This window comes from Variovorax sp. 05L425, from assembly GCF_056397705.1.
This window is the reverse complement of record NZ_JBFTNY010000026.1, coordinates 36131-51037: the sequence shown is the minus strand read 5'-3', so window position 1 is coordinate 51037 and position 14907 is coordinate 36131. Positions and strand designations below refer to the sequence as shown.

15 protein-coding genes are annotated in these 14907 nt (G+C 65.6%); 8 read left to right on the top strand and 7 right to left on the bottom strand.

Annotated elements, in window-relative coordinates; translation table 11 throughout:
* Positions 1–47: 47 nt before the first annotated feature.
* Positions 48–422 (top strand): FKBP-type peptidyl-prolyl cis-trans isomerase, encoded by a 375-nt coding sequence (locus AC1DN9_RS24590; RefSeq protein ID WP_478104439.1) that lies wholly within the window; start codon positions 48–50, stop codon positions 420–422.
* 109 nt (positions 423–531) lie between these two features.
* On the opposite strand, the gene AC1DN9_RS24585 is transcribed toward AC1DN9_RS24590, so the two are convergent.
* Complete coding sequence (locus tag AC1DN9_RS24585) at positions 532–2130, bottom strand: OpgD/OpgG family glucan biosynthesis protein (protein WP_478104396.1); 1599 nt, start codon at positions 2128–2130, stop codon at positions 532–534.
* A 174-nt stretch (positions 2131–2304) separates the two neighbouring features.
* Here AC1DN9_RS24585 and ada point away from each other — a divergent pair, with 174 nt between their 5' ends.
* From ada to AC1DN9_RS24565, 4 genes are all read left to right on the top strand, one after another.
* Positions 2305–3387: a bifunctional DNA-binding transcriptional regulator/O6-methylguanine-DNA methyltransferase Ada gene (ada, locus tag AC1DN9_RS24580; protein WP_478104395.1), complete on the top strand. Its 1083-nt coding sequence runs from the start codon at positions 2305–2307 to the stop codon at positions 3385–3387.
* Positions 3384–4121, top strand: a complete 738-nt coding sequence (locus tag AC1DN9_RS24575) for a 2OG-Fe(II) oxygenase (RefSeq protein WP_478104394.1) — start codon at positions 3384–3386, stop codon at positions 4119–4121. Before ada ends, AC1DN9_RS24575 begins: the two co-directional genes overlap by 4 nt.
* 14 nt (positions 4122–4135) lie before the next feature.
* Positions 4136–4792, top strand: a complete 657-nt coding sequence (gene alkB, locus AC1DN9_RS24570) for a DNA oxidative demethylase AlkB (RefSeq protein WP_478104392.1) — start codon at positions 4136–4138, stop codon at positions 4790–4792.
* 95 nt (positions 4793–4887) lie between these two features.
* Entirely contained in the window at positions 4888–6345 is a 1458-nt protein-coding gene (locus tag AC1DN9_RS24565) for an NCS1 family nucleobase:cation symporter-1 (protein WP_478104391.1), read from the top strand.
* Between the two features lie 2 nt (positions 6346–6347).
* On the opposite strand, the gene AC1DN9_RS24560 is transcribed toward AC1DN9_RS24565, so the two are convergent.
* Genes AC1DN9_RS24560 through AC1DN9_RS24545 form a run of 4 tightly spaced genes read right to left on the bottom strand, consistent with a single transcriptional unit; the run spans position 6348 to position 10120 of the window.
* Positions 6348–7433, bottom strand: coding sequence for a TAXI family TRAP transporter solute-binding subunit (locus AC1DN9_RS24560; RefSeq protein ID WP_478104390.1), 1086 nt, complete (start codon positions 7431–7433; stop codon positions 6348–6350).
* 35 nt (positions 7434–7468) lie between these two features.
* Positions 7469–8404, bottom strand: a complete 936-nt coding sequence (locus AC1DN9_RS24555; RefSeq protein ID WP_478104388.1) for a hypothetical protein — start codon at positions 8402–8404, stop codon at positions 7469–7471.
* A gap of 59 nt (positions 8405–8463) precedes the next feature.
* The gene (locus tag AC1DN9_RS24550; RefSeq protein WP_478104387.1) at positions 8464–9540 is read right to left on the bottom strand and encodes an MBL fold metallo-hydrolase; all 1077 of its coding nucleotides are present in this window, start codon (positions 9538–9540) and stop codon (positions 8464–8466) included.
* A gap of 13 nt (positions 9541–9553) precedes the next feature.
* Complete coding sequence (locus tag AC1DN9_RS24545; RefSeq protein ID WP_478104438.1) at positions 9554–10120, bottom strand: LuxR C-terminal-related transcriptional regulator; 567 nt, start codon at positions 10118–10120, stop codon at positions 9554–9556.
* Positions 10121–10222: 102 nt separating this feature from the next.
* Between AC1DN9_RS24545 and AC1DN9_RS24540 the strand changes: the two genes are divergently transcribed.
* From AC1DN9_RS24540 to AC1DN9_RS24530, 3 genes are all read left to right on the top strand, one after another.
* The gene (locus tag AC1DN9_RS24540) at positions 10223–11026 is read left to right on the top strand and encodes a CoA transferase subunit A (protein ID WP_478104386.1); all 804 of its coding nucleotides are present in this window, start codon (positions 10223–10225) and stop codon (positions 11024–11026) included.
* 1 nt (position 11027) lies between these two features.
* The gene (locus AC1DN9_RS24535; RefSeq protein WP_478104385.1) at positions 11028–11666 is read left to right on the top strand and encodes a 3-oxoacid CoA-transferase subunit B; all 639 of its coding nucleotides are present in this window, start codon (positions 11028–11030) and stop codon (positions 11664–11666) included.
* An 87-nt stretch (positions 11667–11753) separates the two neighbouring features.
* Positions 11754–13133: a CoA transferase gene (locus tag AC1DN9_RS24530; protein ID WP_478104383.1), complete on the top strand. Its 1380-nt coding sequence runs from the start codon at positions 11754–11756 to the stop codon at positions 13131–13133.
* A 25-nt stretch (positions 13134–13158) separates the two neighbouring features.
* Here the strand turns inward: AC1DN9_RS24530 and AC1DN9_RS24525 are convergent, their stop codons facing one another.
* Both AC1DN9_RS24525 and AC1DN9_RS24520 read right to left on the bottom strand, forming a co-directional pair.
* Positions 13159–13638, bottom strand: coding sequence for a VOC family protein (locus AC1DN9_RS24525; protein ID WP_478104382.1), 480 nt, complete (start codon positions 13636–13638; stop codon positions 13159–13161).
* 150 nt (positions 13639–13788) lie between these two features.
* On the bottom strand, positions 13789–14853 hold the full coding sequence (locus tag AC1DN9_RS24520) for an AraC family transcriptional regulator (protein ID WP_478104381.1): 1065 nt from the start codon (positions 14851–14853) through the stop codon (positions 13789–13791).
* Positions 14854–14907 lie beyond the last annotated feature (54 nt).

Sequence of the window (14907 nt, the reverse complement as noted above, 5' to 3'; positions counted from 1 at the left end):
ACCAAGGGTATATCGTGCGATCCATTCTTGTTGCAACCGCCGTTTCGATGTTCTGCCTGCCTGCAGCTTTCGCGCAATCGGCGCCCGTCACCAAGCCGAGCGGCCTGATCTTCCAGTCGCTGGTGGACGGCAAGGGACCGTCGCCGGCGGCGACCGACACGGTGAAGGTGAACTACCGCGGCACATTCCCGGACGGCAAGGAGTTCGACAGCTCCTACAAGCGCGGCGAGCCCGCCGAGTTCCCGCTGAGCGGTGTCATTCCCTGCTGGACCGAAGGCGTGCAGTTGATGAAGGTCGGCGGCAAGGCCAAGCTGACCTGCCCGCCCGCCATCGCCTACGGCACCCGCGGCGCTGGCGGCGTGATTCCGCCGAATGCCACCCTCAATTTCGAGATCGAGCTAATTTCCATCAAGGGCCGTTGATCCCTTATTCCAGAAATACCGCGGAACCGGCTTCGCCGGGCCGCCGGTATTGCCCCCGGCAGGGGGTGGGCGGCTACACGAAGTGAGCCAACCTGGGGGCGAGCAACAGCTAGAACGGCTGGAACTGGTAGAGCCAGGTTTCGGACAACGTCTGATCGCCGTTCTTCAGGAAGAGCCGCATGTCAACGGGCTCTGTCCCCTCAGCCGTGAAATCGAACTGCGCCCGCCAGTGCCCCGGCACGCCGTTCGGCACGGCTTCGGCAAAGATGTACGAGAACTTGCCGCGCGAGGCCGTCAGCACCAGTTCGGGCTTGGTGCCGAAAGGCAATGACTCCAGCGGCTTGCCGATGAACTCGACCATGAACTTGCGTACGCCCGCCGGCCTTGGCTGGCCGGGCTGTCCGCCGCGGCCGATGCGCGTCGCCGCAACGCGCGCGAGCGGCGACGGAAAGGGCTCGTCGGCCGCCCAGTGCAGCCGGTACTTGAGGTTGTAGCTCGATCCCGCCGTGGCCGGCGCCTTGGGCACCCAGCAGGCGAGGACGTTGTCGTGGATCTCGTCGTCGGTCGGGATCTCGATGAGTTGCACGGTGCCTTCGCCCCAATTGCCGAGCGGCTCGACCCAGAGGCTTGGGCGCTTGTCGTAGTAGACGCCGTCCTGGTAGTGATCGAACAAGCGGTCGCGCTGGAGCAGCCCGAACCCGCGCGGGTTGGTGTCGCTGAAGGCCGACGCGCGGGTTTGCGTGGGGTTGTTCAGCGGACGCCAGATGCGCTCGCCGGCCCCGTTCCACATGGCCAAACCGTCGGAGTCGTGCACCTCGGGCCGCCAGTCGATGCCGGTGGGCTTCACCGTTTCGGAATACCAGTACATCGAAGTCAGCGGCGTCAGGCCGAAGCGGCCCACGTCGCGACGCAGGAAGAGCCGCGCATCGATCTCCATCAGCACCGCCTTGTCGCGCTGGAGCACGAACTTGTAGGCGCCGGTGATGCTGGGCCCTTCGAGCAGCGCGTAGATGGTCATCGAGTTCGCGCTGTCCGTCGCGGGCGGCTCGAAGTAGAAGCGCGTGAAGGTCGGAAACTCCTCGGCCCGGTCGGGCATGGCCGCATCGAGCGCGATGCCGCGCGCGGACAGGCCGTACTGGTAGAGCTCGCCGATCGCGCGAAAGTACGAGGCGCCCAGGAAAGCCGCCCAATCGTTCGTCTGCCACGGGAGCTTCTTCTGGTCGCCGAGGCGGCTTTCCTGCAGGCGGAAGCCCGCGAAGCCTGCGCCGTCCGGCAACTGGCGCGCCGGGCTGTCGGCAGGCATCGTGAAGTAGGCGCTGTCGTAGACGATCTCGCGGGCAAAGCCGTCGCCGCTCGCGTTCTCCAGGACGTACATGTGAACCGGAACCTGGAAGAAGCGGCCGAGATGGAAGAAGGTCACCGGAAACTGGCCCGGCCCATCCCGGAACAGCGCGTTGTCGGTGTTGAACTTGATCTTGCCGTGCGCGTCGTAGTCGATGCGCTCGAGCACGTCGGCAGGCAGGGACTTGTCCGTGACGTAGGGCTTGGCGCCGAGCGACTTTGCGAATGCAACAAGACGTTCGAAGGAGAAGGGCCGGGGCTCGCTCAGCTTGAGCCCGGCGGCGGCGAGTGCTTCGGCGGGAATGCCGAGGGCGGCGAGCACCATGGAGGCACTGCCGGCGGTGAGGAGTGAACGACGATCGATCATGTGGCCCAAATGGTAACGAGGCTCCGAGATCGACCCCGTAGGCCGAGGGCTGAAGAAAGCACGCCGATGTCGGTATCGTCCTACGATCGAATTCGAAAGCAAGAGCCGGAGTGCCTCGCCGGCCATCGATCCCTACAGTGGACGCATCGACAACGACATGACTGAAGGATGCAAATGAACATGCGCAATCCCAACGAGATGCGGGCCCTCGCCACCGTCAGCGACCCGCGCTGGACAGCCGTGATGGCCCGCGATGCATCGGCGGACGGCAGCTTCTTCTATTCGGTCCGTACGACCGGCGTGTATTGCCGGCCTTCCTGCGGGGCGCGCCAGGCCCGCCCCGAGAACGTGACCTTTCATGCGACGGCGGCCGACGCCGAGCGTGCAGGCTTTCGTCCCTGCAGGCGCTGCAAGCCGGACGCGCCTGCACAGGCCGCGCAACACGCGGCGATGGTGGCCGAGCAGTGCCGCTTCATCGAAAGCGCAGAGCAGACGCCGACGCTGGACGAGCTTGCAGAGCGGGCGGGTCTCAGCAGTTCGCACTTTCATCGGCTCTTCAAGGAAGTGACCGGCGTCACGCCCAAGGCCTACGCCGCGGCGCATCGCGCGAGCCGGGTCCGGCGAGAACTGCTGCGCAGCGACACCGTGACCGACGCGATCTACGACGCCGGCTACAACTCGAACGGCCGTTTCTACGCGAGCTCGAACGAGATGCTGGGCATGACGCCGACGGCGTGGAGGGCGGGCGGCGCCGACACGGACATTCGCTTCGCCATCGGCCAATGTGCGCTGGGCGCGATCCTGGTTGCGCAAAGCGACCGCGGTATCTGCGCGATCGCATTGGGCGATGACCCCGAAACCTTGGCGCGCGATCTGCAGGACCAGTTTCCGCGGGCTCGACTGATTGGCGGCGACGCGGAGTTCGAAGCGCTGGTCGCGAAGGTGGTCGGCTTCGTCGAGGCGCCGGGCGTGGGGCTCGACCTCCCGCTCGACGTGCGCGGCACGGCCTTTCAGCAGCGCGTCTGGCAGGCGTTGCGCGAGATTCCGGCCGGCAAGACCGCGAGCTACAGCGACATCGCGCAGCGCATCGGCGCGCCGAAGTCGGTGCGTGCGGTGGCACAGGCCTGCGGCGCCAACGCGCTGGCGGTGGCGATCCCATGCCATCGGGTGGTTCGCAGCGACGGCAGCCTCTCGGGCTACCGTTGGGGCGTGGAGCGCAAGAGCGCCTTGCTTCAGCGGGAGGCAGAGTCGGCATGAACGCGCGGGACCAATCGCCGGTGCGCGACGAAACCGGCACGCGCGTGGCGGCGATCGATTGGGCACAGGTGAGCGACGATCTGGACGATCAGGGCAATGCCGTGATCCAGGGTCTGCTCACCCCGTCCGAGTGCGAATCGCTCGCCGCGCTGTATGCGGCCGACACGCTGTTTCGCAGCCGCGTCGTGATGGAACGGCACGGCTTCGGCCGCGGGGAATACAAGTACTTCGCCTATCCGTTGCCGGACCTCGTCGGCGACTTGCGCGCGCTGTTCTATCCCCATCTTGCGCCGATCGCGAATCGCTGGAACGAGGTCATGGGGATCGACGCGCGCTATCCGCAGGTGCATGCAGATTTCATCGCGCGCTGCCATGCGGATGGCCAGATGCGCCCGACGCCGCTGTTGCTGCAATACGGCCCTGACGACTACAACTGCTTGCACCAGGACCTTTACGGCGAGCATGTCTTTCCGCTGCAGCTCGTGATCCTGCTGTCGGAGCCCGGTCGCGATTTCACCGGCGGCGAGTTCGTGATGACCGAGCAGCGGCCGCGGATGCAGTCGCGGCCGATGGTGTTGCCGCTGCGGCAGGGCGACGCGGCGGTGATCGCGGTGCACCACCGGCCGGTGCAAGGCACGCGTGGGGCGTATCGGGTCAACCTGCGCCACGGCGTGAGCCGGGTTCGGTCAGGGCGGCGCCATACGGCAGGCATCATCTTTCACGACGCTGCGTGAGGACAAGGGCTCCCATGACGCTGGACTTGTTCGAAGACGCCGCTGAATCCGAGCTGCCCGCGCTGGAGCCCCTGGAGCCGGGCGCGGTCGTCTTGCGGCGCTTCGCCAAGACCCGGGAGACCGAGCTGCTCGCCGCCATTCAACAGGTGATTGAGCGGGCGCCGCTGCGTCACATGGTCACGCCGGGTGGCTTCCGCATGTCGGTGGCGATGACCAATTGCGGCGAGCTGGGCTGGGTGACCGATCGGACGGGCTACCGTTATGACGCGATCGACCCCGACAGCGAGCACCCTTGGCCGCGCATGCCGGGCGCATTCACGCGGCTGGCTGCCGACGCGGCTTCGCAGGCCGGATTCCAGGACTTCGTGCCTGATGCATGCCTGGTCAACCGCTACGAGCCGGGCACGCGCCTTTCACTGCATCAGGACCGCAACGAGCGCGACTTCAGCCAGCCCATCGTCTCCGTGTCGCTCGGCATTCCGGTGGTGTTCCTGTTCGGTGGCCCGAAGCGTACTGACAAGGCCCGTCGCGTGCCGCTCGGTCATGGCGATGTGGTGATCTGGGGCGGGCCGGCGCGCTTGCACTACCACGGCGTGCTGCCGTTGAAGGAGGGCGCCCATCCGTTCATGGGGGCGTGCCGCATCAACCTCACTTTTCGCAAGGCAGGTTGAGCAACCCCCTGGGAAAACCGGCATCTACGTCGCATGATGCGAGGTGTATCGGCTATCGGCTTGCACTCCAATCACAGCCAGAACAGGAGGTTTCCATGGAAATTCGCAATCCGTCTCCCGGCCTCTACAACGAAGACCTGGCGCCCGCGAAGGAGCGAAACTGGGGTGCCTTCAGCATCTTCAACGTGTGGACTTCCGACGTTCACAGCCTCTGGGGCTACTACCTGGCGGCCAGCCTGTTCCTGCTGTGCGGCAGCTTTACCAACTTCCTGCTCGCGATCGGACTCAGTTCGCTGGTGATCTTCGGGCTGATGAACCTGATCGGCTATGCCGGCGAAAAGACAGGCGTGCCCTATCCGGTGCTCGCGCGCGCCTCATTCGGCGTCTGGGGTGCGAATCTCGCGGCGATGGTGCGGGCGGTGGTCGCCTGCTTCTGGTACGGCGCGCAGACCGCGGCGGCCTCGGGTGCCGTGGTCGCGCTGCTGATCCGCAGCGACGCCATGCTCGCGTTCCACAAGGGCACGCATGTCCTTGGCCACTCGGGGCTGGAGGTGATCTGTTACCTCGTGATCTGGGGGCTGCAACTGCTCATCATCCAGAAGGGCATGGAGACCGTTCGCCGGTTCCAGGATTGGGCAGGTCCGGCCGTCTGGGGCGCCATGCTGCTGCTCGCGGTCGGGCTGTGCATCAAGGCCGGGGGAATCTCGTTCGATCACGGCATCCCGATGGATTCTCTGATCCAGAAGACGCAGGACGCCGGCGTCCCCGGCGAGCCGGGCTCGTTCTGGGCGCTGATGGCGGTCGGCGCGACATGGATCACGTACTTCGCGGCGCTCTACCTCAACTTCTGCGACTTCTCGCGCTATGCCAAGAACAAGGACGCCGTGAGGAAGGGCAACCTCTGGGGCCTGCCGATCAACCTGGTCGCGTTCTCGCTTGTCGCCGGTGTCACCACGCTCGCGGCCTTCAAGGTCTACGGCGAGGTGCTGCTCCATCCCGAGCAGATCTCGGCGAAGTTCGACAGCTGGGTGCTGGCGCTCGTGGCCGCGATCACCTTCGCGGTGGCCACGCTCGGCATCAACGTTGTGGCCAACTTCGTATCGGCGGCGTTCGATATCTCCAATACCTTCCCCCGGCAGATCAGCTTCAAGAAGGGCGGCCTCATCGCAGCGACGATTGCCCTGGTGCTCTATCCGTTTGCGCCCTGGGAAGGAAACGCCGCGCACTTCGTCAACGCCATCGGTTCCACCATGGGGCCGTTGCTGGGCGTCATCCTGGTCGACTACTACCTCGTGGCCAAGGCCAACATCAACGTGCCTGCGCTGTACCAGGAGCACGGCGAGTACCGCTATGAGGGCGGCTGGAACATCAACGCCCTGGTGGCTGCGGGCATCGGCAGCGTGTTCTCCACGTTCCTGCCCAACTTCACCAGCTTGCTGCCGGCCTGGTGGAACATCTACGGCTGGTTCTTCGGCGTGGTGATCGGCGGCGGTGTCTACCTCGTGATGGCAACGCTGCGTCCGCGCGCAGCGGTGGTGGCAGCACGCGCCTGAGGCTACTTCCGGCAGATCCCGAGCACCACCTCCTGATCCGTGCAAGGTCTCGGCGCCGCAGGTTGCGCCCGGGTGCTCGTCGACCGCGCGGCGGAGGCCGTGGCCGCCTGGCCGGAGATGCAGGCGCGCATTCTCTTTTCCATGGGCGCGTAGTAGCGCCACCCCTGGCTGAGGGGAGGCAGTTCCAGTTTCACCTGCTTCCACTTGGGATGGCCGTTGGCCTGGAGCTTGTCGAAATTCGTGCACAGCGAATCCGCAAAGCGGACGAGATTCCCGACGGTGGACTGCAGGTTGTAGTCGTAGGTGACCAGGTAGGCCTTCACCGTCAGGGTGGGGATGTCGGCCGTGAGCCATGAGGGGTAGCTGCTGGTGCGTATCACGGCGGGAAAGTAGGTCTTCTTCGCGCGCGCCGTTTCCGGCGCCGCATCGTCCAGCTTCAGGATCTTGATGTAGTTGCGCGCCTCCGGCTTCATGTCCGCGAACAGCTTGGCCGGCTGCCCGGCGACGATGATCGCGACATCGATCGTCTTGTCGACCGTGAGCTTGACGAGCGCATCCTCGTTGCCCAGATACTCGGTGTTGGCCGCCGGCATCGGCTCTCCGAACATCAGGTTGTAGAGCGTCTTGGAGGTGAGCGCCGTGCCGCTGCCCAAGGGTCCGACGCTGATCTTCTTGTTCTTGATCTCGTGGATGGAATTGATCGGCGCGTCGGCGCGGGCGACGAAATAGATCTCCTCGTCGTACAGCGGCATGATGAGTCGCAGCGGGCGGATGATGTTGCCCGCATCGGCGTTGCCCGCCTTCGCCTCGTCCAGGAAGGCCTGGTAGACGTCGGACTGCACCAGGGCCAGCTTCACGCCGGGCTCGAAGCGCATGCGAGAGATGTTCTCGGCGGAGCCCTTCGACTCGAGGACTTCGAGGTCGATGCCGGCAGGCTCGGCGACATACTTGGCGATGTCATTGCCGATCTGGATGTAGGTGCCGGTTTTCGATGCGGTGACGATCTTGTACTGCGCCCGGGTCTGCGCAAAGCCTGACGACACGAAGACCATCAACATCAGCGCGGTCAGTAGGGATCTGATGGGCATGCTGGCTCTCCATTGAAGTTAATGGGTTGTTCTCGTCACTTCTGGCATAGAGCCAGCGCCGCAAGCGTTCCACTGCAGTCGTTTCCCTTTGGCTCGGGGGGCGGTGGGGTCGGGGTTTGGGCTGCGGCTGGGGCTGGGGCTGGGGCTGCTGGGGCTTGCGGCTTGGCGGGCTCGCCGAGTCCGAGCGCCTTGATCGCTTCCTGGGCGGAATCTCGACGTTGCGGCGGGACCGGGCTCTGGACCTGGACCTGAGGCGGCGGCGTGACCGGCCCGGAAATTCCGATCGCCTTCGATGCCTTCTGCGCCGCGTCGCGGAGCTGTTCACGCTTGGATTGCTCCTGCAGTCGCCGATCGAACGCGTCTCTCAAGGCCTCCACGCCGGGGTCGTCTGCGTGGTCGGTCTCGAGTTCCTCGAGCACGCGCGCCGCGACGCCGAAGTCGCCACGGTTCAAGGCGCTCTGCACCTGCTCCACATTCGCCTTGAACTCCCGCTGCCTGCCGGCCTCGCTTTCGTTGTCAAGATACAGGTTGTCGATCAACAGGGCGATCCCGACCAGTGCCCCCGCCGCCAGGACGCTGATGACGAGGCGAATCGGCAGGATGGAACTGCCCGCCCAATGCCTGCGGCTGCTGCCATCTCCGAGTACTTCCTCCTGCCAGAAAGCGCCAGGGCGAACGAGGCCGATCTCGGGGTCTGACTCGTCGTTGGCCGCAGCGGTCGTCGGGATGGGATAGCCAAGCGACTCGTGCTGTTCCGGCTGCACGGTGTCGGCGAAGTCCACCACGTCCATGGGCGCCCGTGAAGTGCCCCCGGAAGGAGCGCGCTCGGGCTCGGAAGTCGGCTTCGCGTCAGGAATGTCGAGGACGGCGGACTGATCCTTGCCACAGAACGGACAAATCCGGACCCCATGCTGCAACAGCGCAGCGCAATGCATGCAGGGCACTGAGTACGACGGGTCCGGATCGGCCATGTTCATCATTGCTGGGAACGAATGTCTTACACGGAGACGGAAGCAGCGCCATTTTGGACCTACGTTCCCGTCGATCCAACGCCGCCCGGCGTTCGCGGCGCGAGTTCAAGTGTCTCGCCGATGGCAAGGACGAAAAACTGGTCTTCCGACATACCCCGTGCGTCGCGCAGTTCCGCCAGCTTTCTCGGCGGCTCGTCCAGTGCCTCGTCGGTCAGGTTGAAAACGCCCCAGTGGATGCCGAGCGACCGCTTGGCACCGACATCGCCGTGGATTCGAAGCGCTTCCTCGACGTCCACGTGTTGCGTCTGCATGAACCAGCGCGGTGCGTAGGCACCGATGGGGATCAGCGCGATGTCGAAGCCGCCGCCATGCTCGGGCGTCTGCCGATCGGCGAAGTGCCTGCGGATGTCGGCGAAGTCGCGCGAATAGCCCGTGTCGCCGGTGAAGAGCAAATGGCAATCCGGCGCGATCACGACAAAGCCGCCCCACAGTGTCGCCATGGCGTCGGTCGGGCTTCGCGACGACCAGTGCTGCGCGGGTACGAGCGCCACTTCGACGGCGCCTTGCGGTCCCGGTACGCGATGGCGATCCCACCAGTCCAGCTCCACCACGTTGCGAATGTCGTGCGAAGCCATCCACGCCTTGAGGCCCAGCGGAACGACGAAGAGCGGCGGGCCGCCGGGCTGCCGGTTCAGCGCGGCCACAGAAGGCAGGTCGAGATGGTCGTAGTGGTTGTGCGACACCAGCACCAGGTCCACGTGCGGCAGGTCTGCCAGCGGGATGCCGGGCGGCGTCTGCCGCTTCGGGCCGAACAGCGGCACGGGCGAGGCCCGCTGCGAGAACATCGGATCGGTCAGCGCCGTGAGCCCGCCCATCTGGGCCAGCACCGTCGCGTGGCCGACCCAGTTGATGGCCGGCACCATTTCGGCGCCTGCGCCCGCGTTGGTGCGCAGCCATGAGAGGTCGGGCGGCACCCTCGGCGTGGGCGCGAGAGGAGGGGGCGGCAGATGATTGCGGATCGCATCCCTGCGCCAGCGCAGGAGTTCCGAAAGGCTCTTCGGCTGGAACTCGATGTAGTTGTTCTGGAAGCCGCGCGCGCGGTGGTGTGGTTTGCCGGGGTCGTCGGAGGAGGCCATCGTTGGCCGCAATCTATCCCGCGATCAGCTTTTGCACCAGTTCCGCGGTGGTCGCCGCCGCGTATTTGCGCATCAGCCGCGCGCGATGGATCTCGACCGTGCGGTGGCTGATGGCGAGCGCCTTGCCGATTTCCTTCGATGTCCGGCCCTGCATCACCTGTGCCGCGACCTCGCGCTCGCGCGGCGTGAGTTCGGCCTTGCCGGAGCGCCGCGAGCCCAGGTCCTCGAAGGTCCAGATGCCTGCCTCGTGCGGCGCTTCGCGGTTGAGGGCCTGGCCGCTCACGTGGCACCAGAAGGTCTCGCCGGCAAAGGCGCCGTGCAGGTTGCCCAGCCTTTTCATCATCCGGTTGTCGGCATAGCGCCCGCTCGTGTTCAGGATGGGCTCCATCCGCTTGCCGATCCGCTCGAATTCGACGACGCTCGGGTACAGCACCTGAAAGGATTGGCCGATCAGCGCATCGCGCGTGGTGCCGAACATCTCGCACAGACGCGCATTGCAGTCGATGATGTTGCGGTGACTGGAAAGCACCATGCCCACCGGCGCGAGTTCGAAGGCGAGCCGGTAGTCGATGGTCTGCAATTCCTTGTCGGGTGTCTCCATTACGAAATACTACGTATGCATATACGTAGTATCGTCGAAAGCTCAGATTCAACCACCACCACCACCATCGAACGAGGAACCATGGCGAACAAGATCTACCCCTCCGCCGACGCGGCGCTCAAGGGCGTCGTGGCCGACGGCCAGACACTCGCCGTCGGCGGCTTCGGCCTCTGCGGCATTCCCGAAGCGCTGATCGATGCACTGCACGACTCCGGCGTCAAGAACCTCACCTGCATCTCCAACAACGCCGGCGTCGACGGCTTCGGCCTCGGCAGGCTGCTCGGGACGCGCCAGATCAAGAAGATGATCGCGAGCTACGTGGGCGAGAACAAGGAGTTCGAGCGCCAGTACCTCGCGGGCGAACTGGAGCTCGAATTCACGCCCCAGGGCACGCTGGCCGAAAAGCTGCGCGCGGGCGGTGCGGGCATCCCGGCCTTCTTCACCAAGACCGGTGTCGGCACGCAGGTGGCCGAGGGCAAGGAGCTTCGCGAATTCGACGGCGAGACCTACGTGATGGAACGCTCGCTCGTGCCTGACGTGGCACTGGTCAAGGCCGACGTCGCCGACAAGTCGGGCAACCTGCGCTTCCGCCTGACGGCGCGCAACTTCAACCCCGCTGCGGCGATGGCCGGCAAGATCTGCATCGTCGAGGTCGAGAAGATCGTCGAGGTCGGTGAGATCGCACCGGACGACATCCATCTGCCGGGCATCTACGTGCATCGCATCGTGCTCAACAGCACGCCCGAGAAGCGCATCGAGAAGCGCACCGTGAGCGCCGAGGCGCCGGTCGACGCCGTGGCCGCCAAGGTCCAGGCGCAGGCAGCGATTGCGCAGGCCGCAGCCGGCAGCGACGTTCCGGCCCCCATCAAGAACAAAGGAGCCTGAAATGCCCTGGACCCAAGACCAGATGGCCGCACGCGCGGCGCAAGAACTCGAAGACGGCTTCTACGTCAACCTCGGCATCGGCATCCCCACGCTCGTCGCGAACTTCGTCGGCGACAAGGAAGTGTGGCTGCAGAGCGAGAACGGCATGCTGGGCATCGGCCCGTTCCCGACCGAAGACCAGGTCGACGCCGACCTCATCAACGCCGGCAAGCAAACCGTGACGACCATTCCCGGCTCCGCCATCTTCGGCAGCCATGACAGCTTCGCGATGATCCGCGGCGGCAAGATCAACCTGTCGATCCTCGGCGCGATGCAGGTCAGCAGCAAGGGCGACCTCGCCAACTGGATGATCCCCGGCAAGATGGTCAAGGGCATGGGCGGCGCGATGGATCTCGTCGCCGGCGTGAAGCGCGTGATCGTGCTGATGGAACACGTCGCCCGGAAGAAGGACGGCACCGAAGACCTCAAGATCCTCGACAAGTGCACGCTGCCGTTGACGGGCGTGGGCGTGGTCGATCGCATCATCACCGACCTGGCCGTGATGGACGTGGTGCCCGAGGGCCTGAAGGTCGTCGAACTCGCGCCGGGAGTGAGCTTCGAGATGCTGCAGTCGAAGACCGGCCCCAAGCTGATCCAGTAACAGCAACAGTCATGAGAGGCGCTCTCTAGCGCGCAGGGGCAGGGTCGTGCGAACGAGCCCTGCCTTTTTCTTTTTGGAGAGCACGACATGGATGCGATCGAAGTCCTGAAAGATATCTGGCGGCAGGCAGGCCTGCCGATCGATGCGTTGGCATTCGCGCGGCTCAGCGGCGCGGACCCCGTATTGCCTTCGTCGTTCGCGGTGGGCGCCGCGGCGCAGAGCGCCATTGCCGCCGCTGCACTTGCGGCCTGCGAACTGGGCCATGCGCGCGGCGCGCCGCGGCAGCAGGTCGACGTCGACATGCTGCATGCGGCGCTCGAATGCACGGGTTGGTTCAGCATCGACGGACGGGTGCCCGATCTGTGGGATCCGTTCTCGGGCCTCTATCGCACTGCCGATGGCTGGGTGCGCATTCATGCCAACTTCGCGCACCACCGCGACGGTGCGCTGCGGCTGCTGGGGCTCGACCCGGCCACCGCGCAGCGCGCCGATGCCGAGGCCGCAATGCAGACGTGGAAGTCGCAGGACTTCGAAGACGCGGCGGCTGCCAAGGGCTTGGTCGCGACCGCACTGCGGCGCTTCGACGACTGGGATGCCACGCCGCAGGGCAGGGCGCTGGTGTCGCAGCCCTTGTTCACCATCGAACGCATCGGCGATGCACCGCCCCACGCGCTGCCGCCCCTGGGCGCGGATGCGCGGCCGCTGTCCGGCGTGCGTGTGCTCGATCTCACGCGCATCCTCGCCGGCCCGGTGGGCGGGCGCGCTCTCGCGGCCTACGGCGCGGATGTGATGCTGGTCAACTCGCCCCATCTGCCGAACATCGAGGCGATCGCGGATACGAGCCGCGGTAAGCTTTCGACGCATGTCGACCTGGGCAGCGAGGCGGGCCGCGATGCGCTCGGCCGACTGCTGAAGGATGCGCACGTGTTCATCCAGGGCTATCGTCCGGGCGGCATCGCGTCGCTGGGCTTCGGTCCCGAGGATGCGGCGCGCGCCCGGCCAGGCATCGCCTACGTTTCGCTGTCGGCTTACGGAACACTCGGCCCATGGGCTGCACGCCGGGGCTTCGATTCACTCGTGCAGACGGCCATGGGCTTCAACCATGCCGAGGGCGAAGCGGTCGGCGGCGGCAAGCCAAGGCCCTTGCCGATGCAGATCCTCGACGAGGCGACGGGCTACCTGATCGCGATGGGCGCAGCCGCTGCGCTATGGCGCCAGCAGCGCGAAGGCGGCAGTTGGCACGTGCAAGTGTCGCTGGCGCAAACGGGGCATTGGCTGCGCGGCCTGGGTCGGGCGGCGGACGGATTCCGGATCCAGGTGCCCGACAAGACGCCGTATCTGGAAACCTCCGCATCGGGCTTCGGCGAATTGAGCGGATTCAGGCACAGCGCGCAGCTTTCGCGCACGCCGGCCGCGTGGCCGCGCCCGTCGATGCCGCCGGGGAGTCATCCGCCGGCGTGGCCTTGAGTACTAGACAGGGTGTTTAAAGGCCTCAGCCCCGCCGCGCCGCCTCCAGTGTGGCGATGTCGATCTTCTTCATGGTCATCATCGCGTCGAACACGCGCTTGGACGCCGCGCGATCGGGATCGGACAGTGACGTGATGAGAATGCGAGGGGTGATCTGCCAAGACAGCCCCCAACGGTCCTTGCACCAGCCGCACTCGCTTTCCTGGCCGCCATTGCCGACGATCGCGTTCCACAAGCGGTCGGTCTCGGCCTGGTCGTCGGTCGCGATCTGAAAAGAGAAGGCCTCGCTGTGCTTGAAATGCGGGCCGCCGTTCAGTCCGACGCAGGGAATGCCGGCGACCGTGAACTCGACCAGAAGGACATCGCCCTGCTTGCCGTCGGGATAGTCGCCCGGTGCGCGGTGGACGGCGCCGACAGCGCTATCGGGGAATGTCTTGGCGTAGAAGTTCGCGGCGTCAAGGGCGGTGCCGTCGTACCACAGACAGATCGTGTTCTTGCTGGTCATTTCGTGTCTCCTGAAGTTGAGCATGCGGCATCCGCCGCGGTCCAAAAAAACTCCCATCGTCCTCATCGCGAGACGTCGGTTTGTCGGACGGGACTGATGTCATCGTAGGGATCCGCCCCGGCGGTCGCGCGGCGCTGCGGAACGGCGCCATCATCGCGGGAGTCGTCGCTCTTGTCGCTCTACTGCGGCGCTGGCGCCGGCGACGCTGATCGCGTCCTGGCGCAATGCCGAGGGCGGAACGCCGAACCAGCGCCGGCAAGATCGCGTCATCGCCGACTGTTCCGAGAAGCCGAGGAGGTCCGCGAGTTGGCCCAGCGGAATCTTCGTCTCGCGCAGATAGTGCATGGCGGCCTCCTTGCGCACTTCTTCGCGAATGAGCTCGAAGGTGGTGCGTTCGGCGGCAAGGTGACGCTGCAGGGTGCGTGGATGGATAGCAAGCAGGGCTGCGACATCGGTCTTGCTGCCTTGCGGGGTGCCTAGGATATGGCGCAATGCCAGGCGAACACGGGCCGAAACGCTTTCGCCCGGGACTCGAAAGTGCCTCGCCAAATAGTCTTCCGTGATCTTCCGCAATGCAGGGTTCGCTCCCCGCAGGTCGGCGCGCAGGGATTCGCGACTGACGTGCAGGGCGGCATGCGGCTGCTCGATGAATACGGGCGCACCGAAGAATCGCTCGTAGACGGAATGCGGCGCGACGGGCGTGTGCGGCAGCGCGACCGCGCGCAGATGGTACTGCTGGCCCGCGAGCAGGCGGGTGATGTGGTGCATGTCGCCGAGGCACAGATCGATCGTCTGACGTTGCGCCGGCAGCCTGGCGAGCCGGATCTCCAGAGTCATCTCCGCGGCCCCTTCGATCAGCGAACTGTCGTCATGAATGCCCATCACCAGCCCAGGGCTGTGTACGAACAAGTGGCGAGAAGCGTAGTCCATGGCCTCCCTGACGGTGGGCGCGTTCTGTAGAACGATGCCGAGGGGACCAAGGATGCTGACGTCCTGCACTTGCGCAAGGCGCAAGCCCAAATCCGCGCAGCCCGTCTCGACGGCGCTGGCCTCGAGAAGATGGACGCAGGAACGCAGAGACAGCAGCGCGTCATCGTCTTTCAGCGAGTCCGATGGAATCCGGTATCGCTGCAACAGGGGCAACGGGTCGGCACCCAAGCCTCGCATGAGGGCCGCGTATCCCCGCAGTCCGCTCGCCCGCACCATGTCTGTCATGTCTCGAAATGTCAAACATGAGTCTCGCAATGTCAAGAAGCGAGGAGGGTGGGC

Excerpts from the sequence above, each read along its gene's own strand:
- AC1DN9_RS24590 (WP_478104439.1), top strand. The coding sequence starts at position 48 with ATGTTCTGCCTGCCTGCAGCTTTCGCGCAATCGGCGCCCGTCACCAAG.
- AC1DN9_RS24585 (WP_478104396.1), bottom strand. The coding sequence starts at position 2,130 with ATGATCGATCGTCGTTCACTCCTCACCGCCGGCAGTGCCTCCATGGTG.
- ada (WP_478104395.1), top strand. The coding sequence starts at position 2,305 with ATGAACATGCGCAATCCCAACGAGATGCGGGCCCTCGCCACCGTCAGC.
- AC1DN9_RS24575 (WP_478104394.1), top strand. The coding sequence starts at position 3,384 with ATGAACGCGCGGGACCAATCGCCGGTGCGCGACGAAACCGGCACGCGC.
- alkB (WP_478104392.1), top strand. The coding sequence starts at position 4,136 with ATGACGCTGGACTTGTTCGAAGACGCCGCTGAATCCGAGCTGCCCGCG.
- AC1DN9_RS24565 (WP_478104391.1), top strand. The coding sequence starts at position 4,888 with ATGGAAATTCGCAATCCGTCTCCCGGCCTCTACAACGAAGACCTGGCG.
- AC1DN9_RS24560 (WP_478104390.1), bottom strand. The coding sequence starts at position 7,433 with ATGCCCATCAGATCCCTACTGACCGCGCTGATGTTGATGGTCTTCGTG.
- AC1DN9_RS24555 (WP_478104388.1), bottom strand. The coding sequence starts at position 8,404 with ATGGCCGATCCGGACCCGTCGTACTCAGTGCCCTGCATGCATTGCGCT.
- AC1DN9_RS24550 (WP_478104387.1), bottom strand. The coding sequence starts at position 9,540 with ATGGCCTCCTCCGACGACCCCGGCAAACCACACCACCGCGCGCGCGGC.
- AC1DN9_RS24540 (WP_478104386.1), top strand. The coding sequence starts at position 10,223 with ATGGCGAACAAGATCTACCCCTCCGCCGACGCGGCGCTCAAGGGCGTC.
- AC1DN9_RS24535 (WP_478104385.1), top strand. The coding sequence starts at position 11,028 with ATGCCCTGGACCCAAGACCAGATGGCCGCACGCGCGGCGCAAGAACTC.
- AC1DN9_RS24530 (WP_478104383.1), top strand. The coding sequence starts at position 11,754 with ATGGATGCGATCGAAGTCCTGAAAGATATCTGGCGGCAGGCAGGCCTG.
- AC1DN9_RS24525 (WP_478104382.1), bottom strand. The coding sequence starts at position 13,638 with ATGACCAGCAAGAACACGATCTGTCTGTGGTACGACGGCACCGCCCTT.
- AC1DN9_RS24520 (WP_478104381.1), bottom strand. The coding sequence starts at position 14,853 with ATGACAGACATGGTGCGGGCGAGCGGACTGCGGGGATACGCGGCCCTC.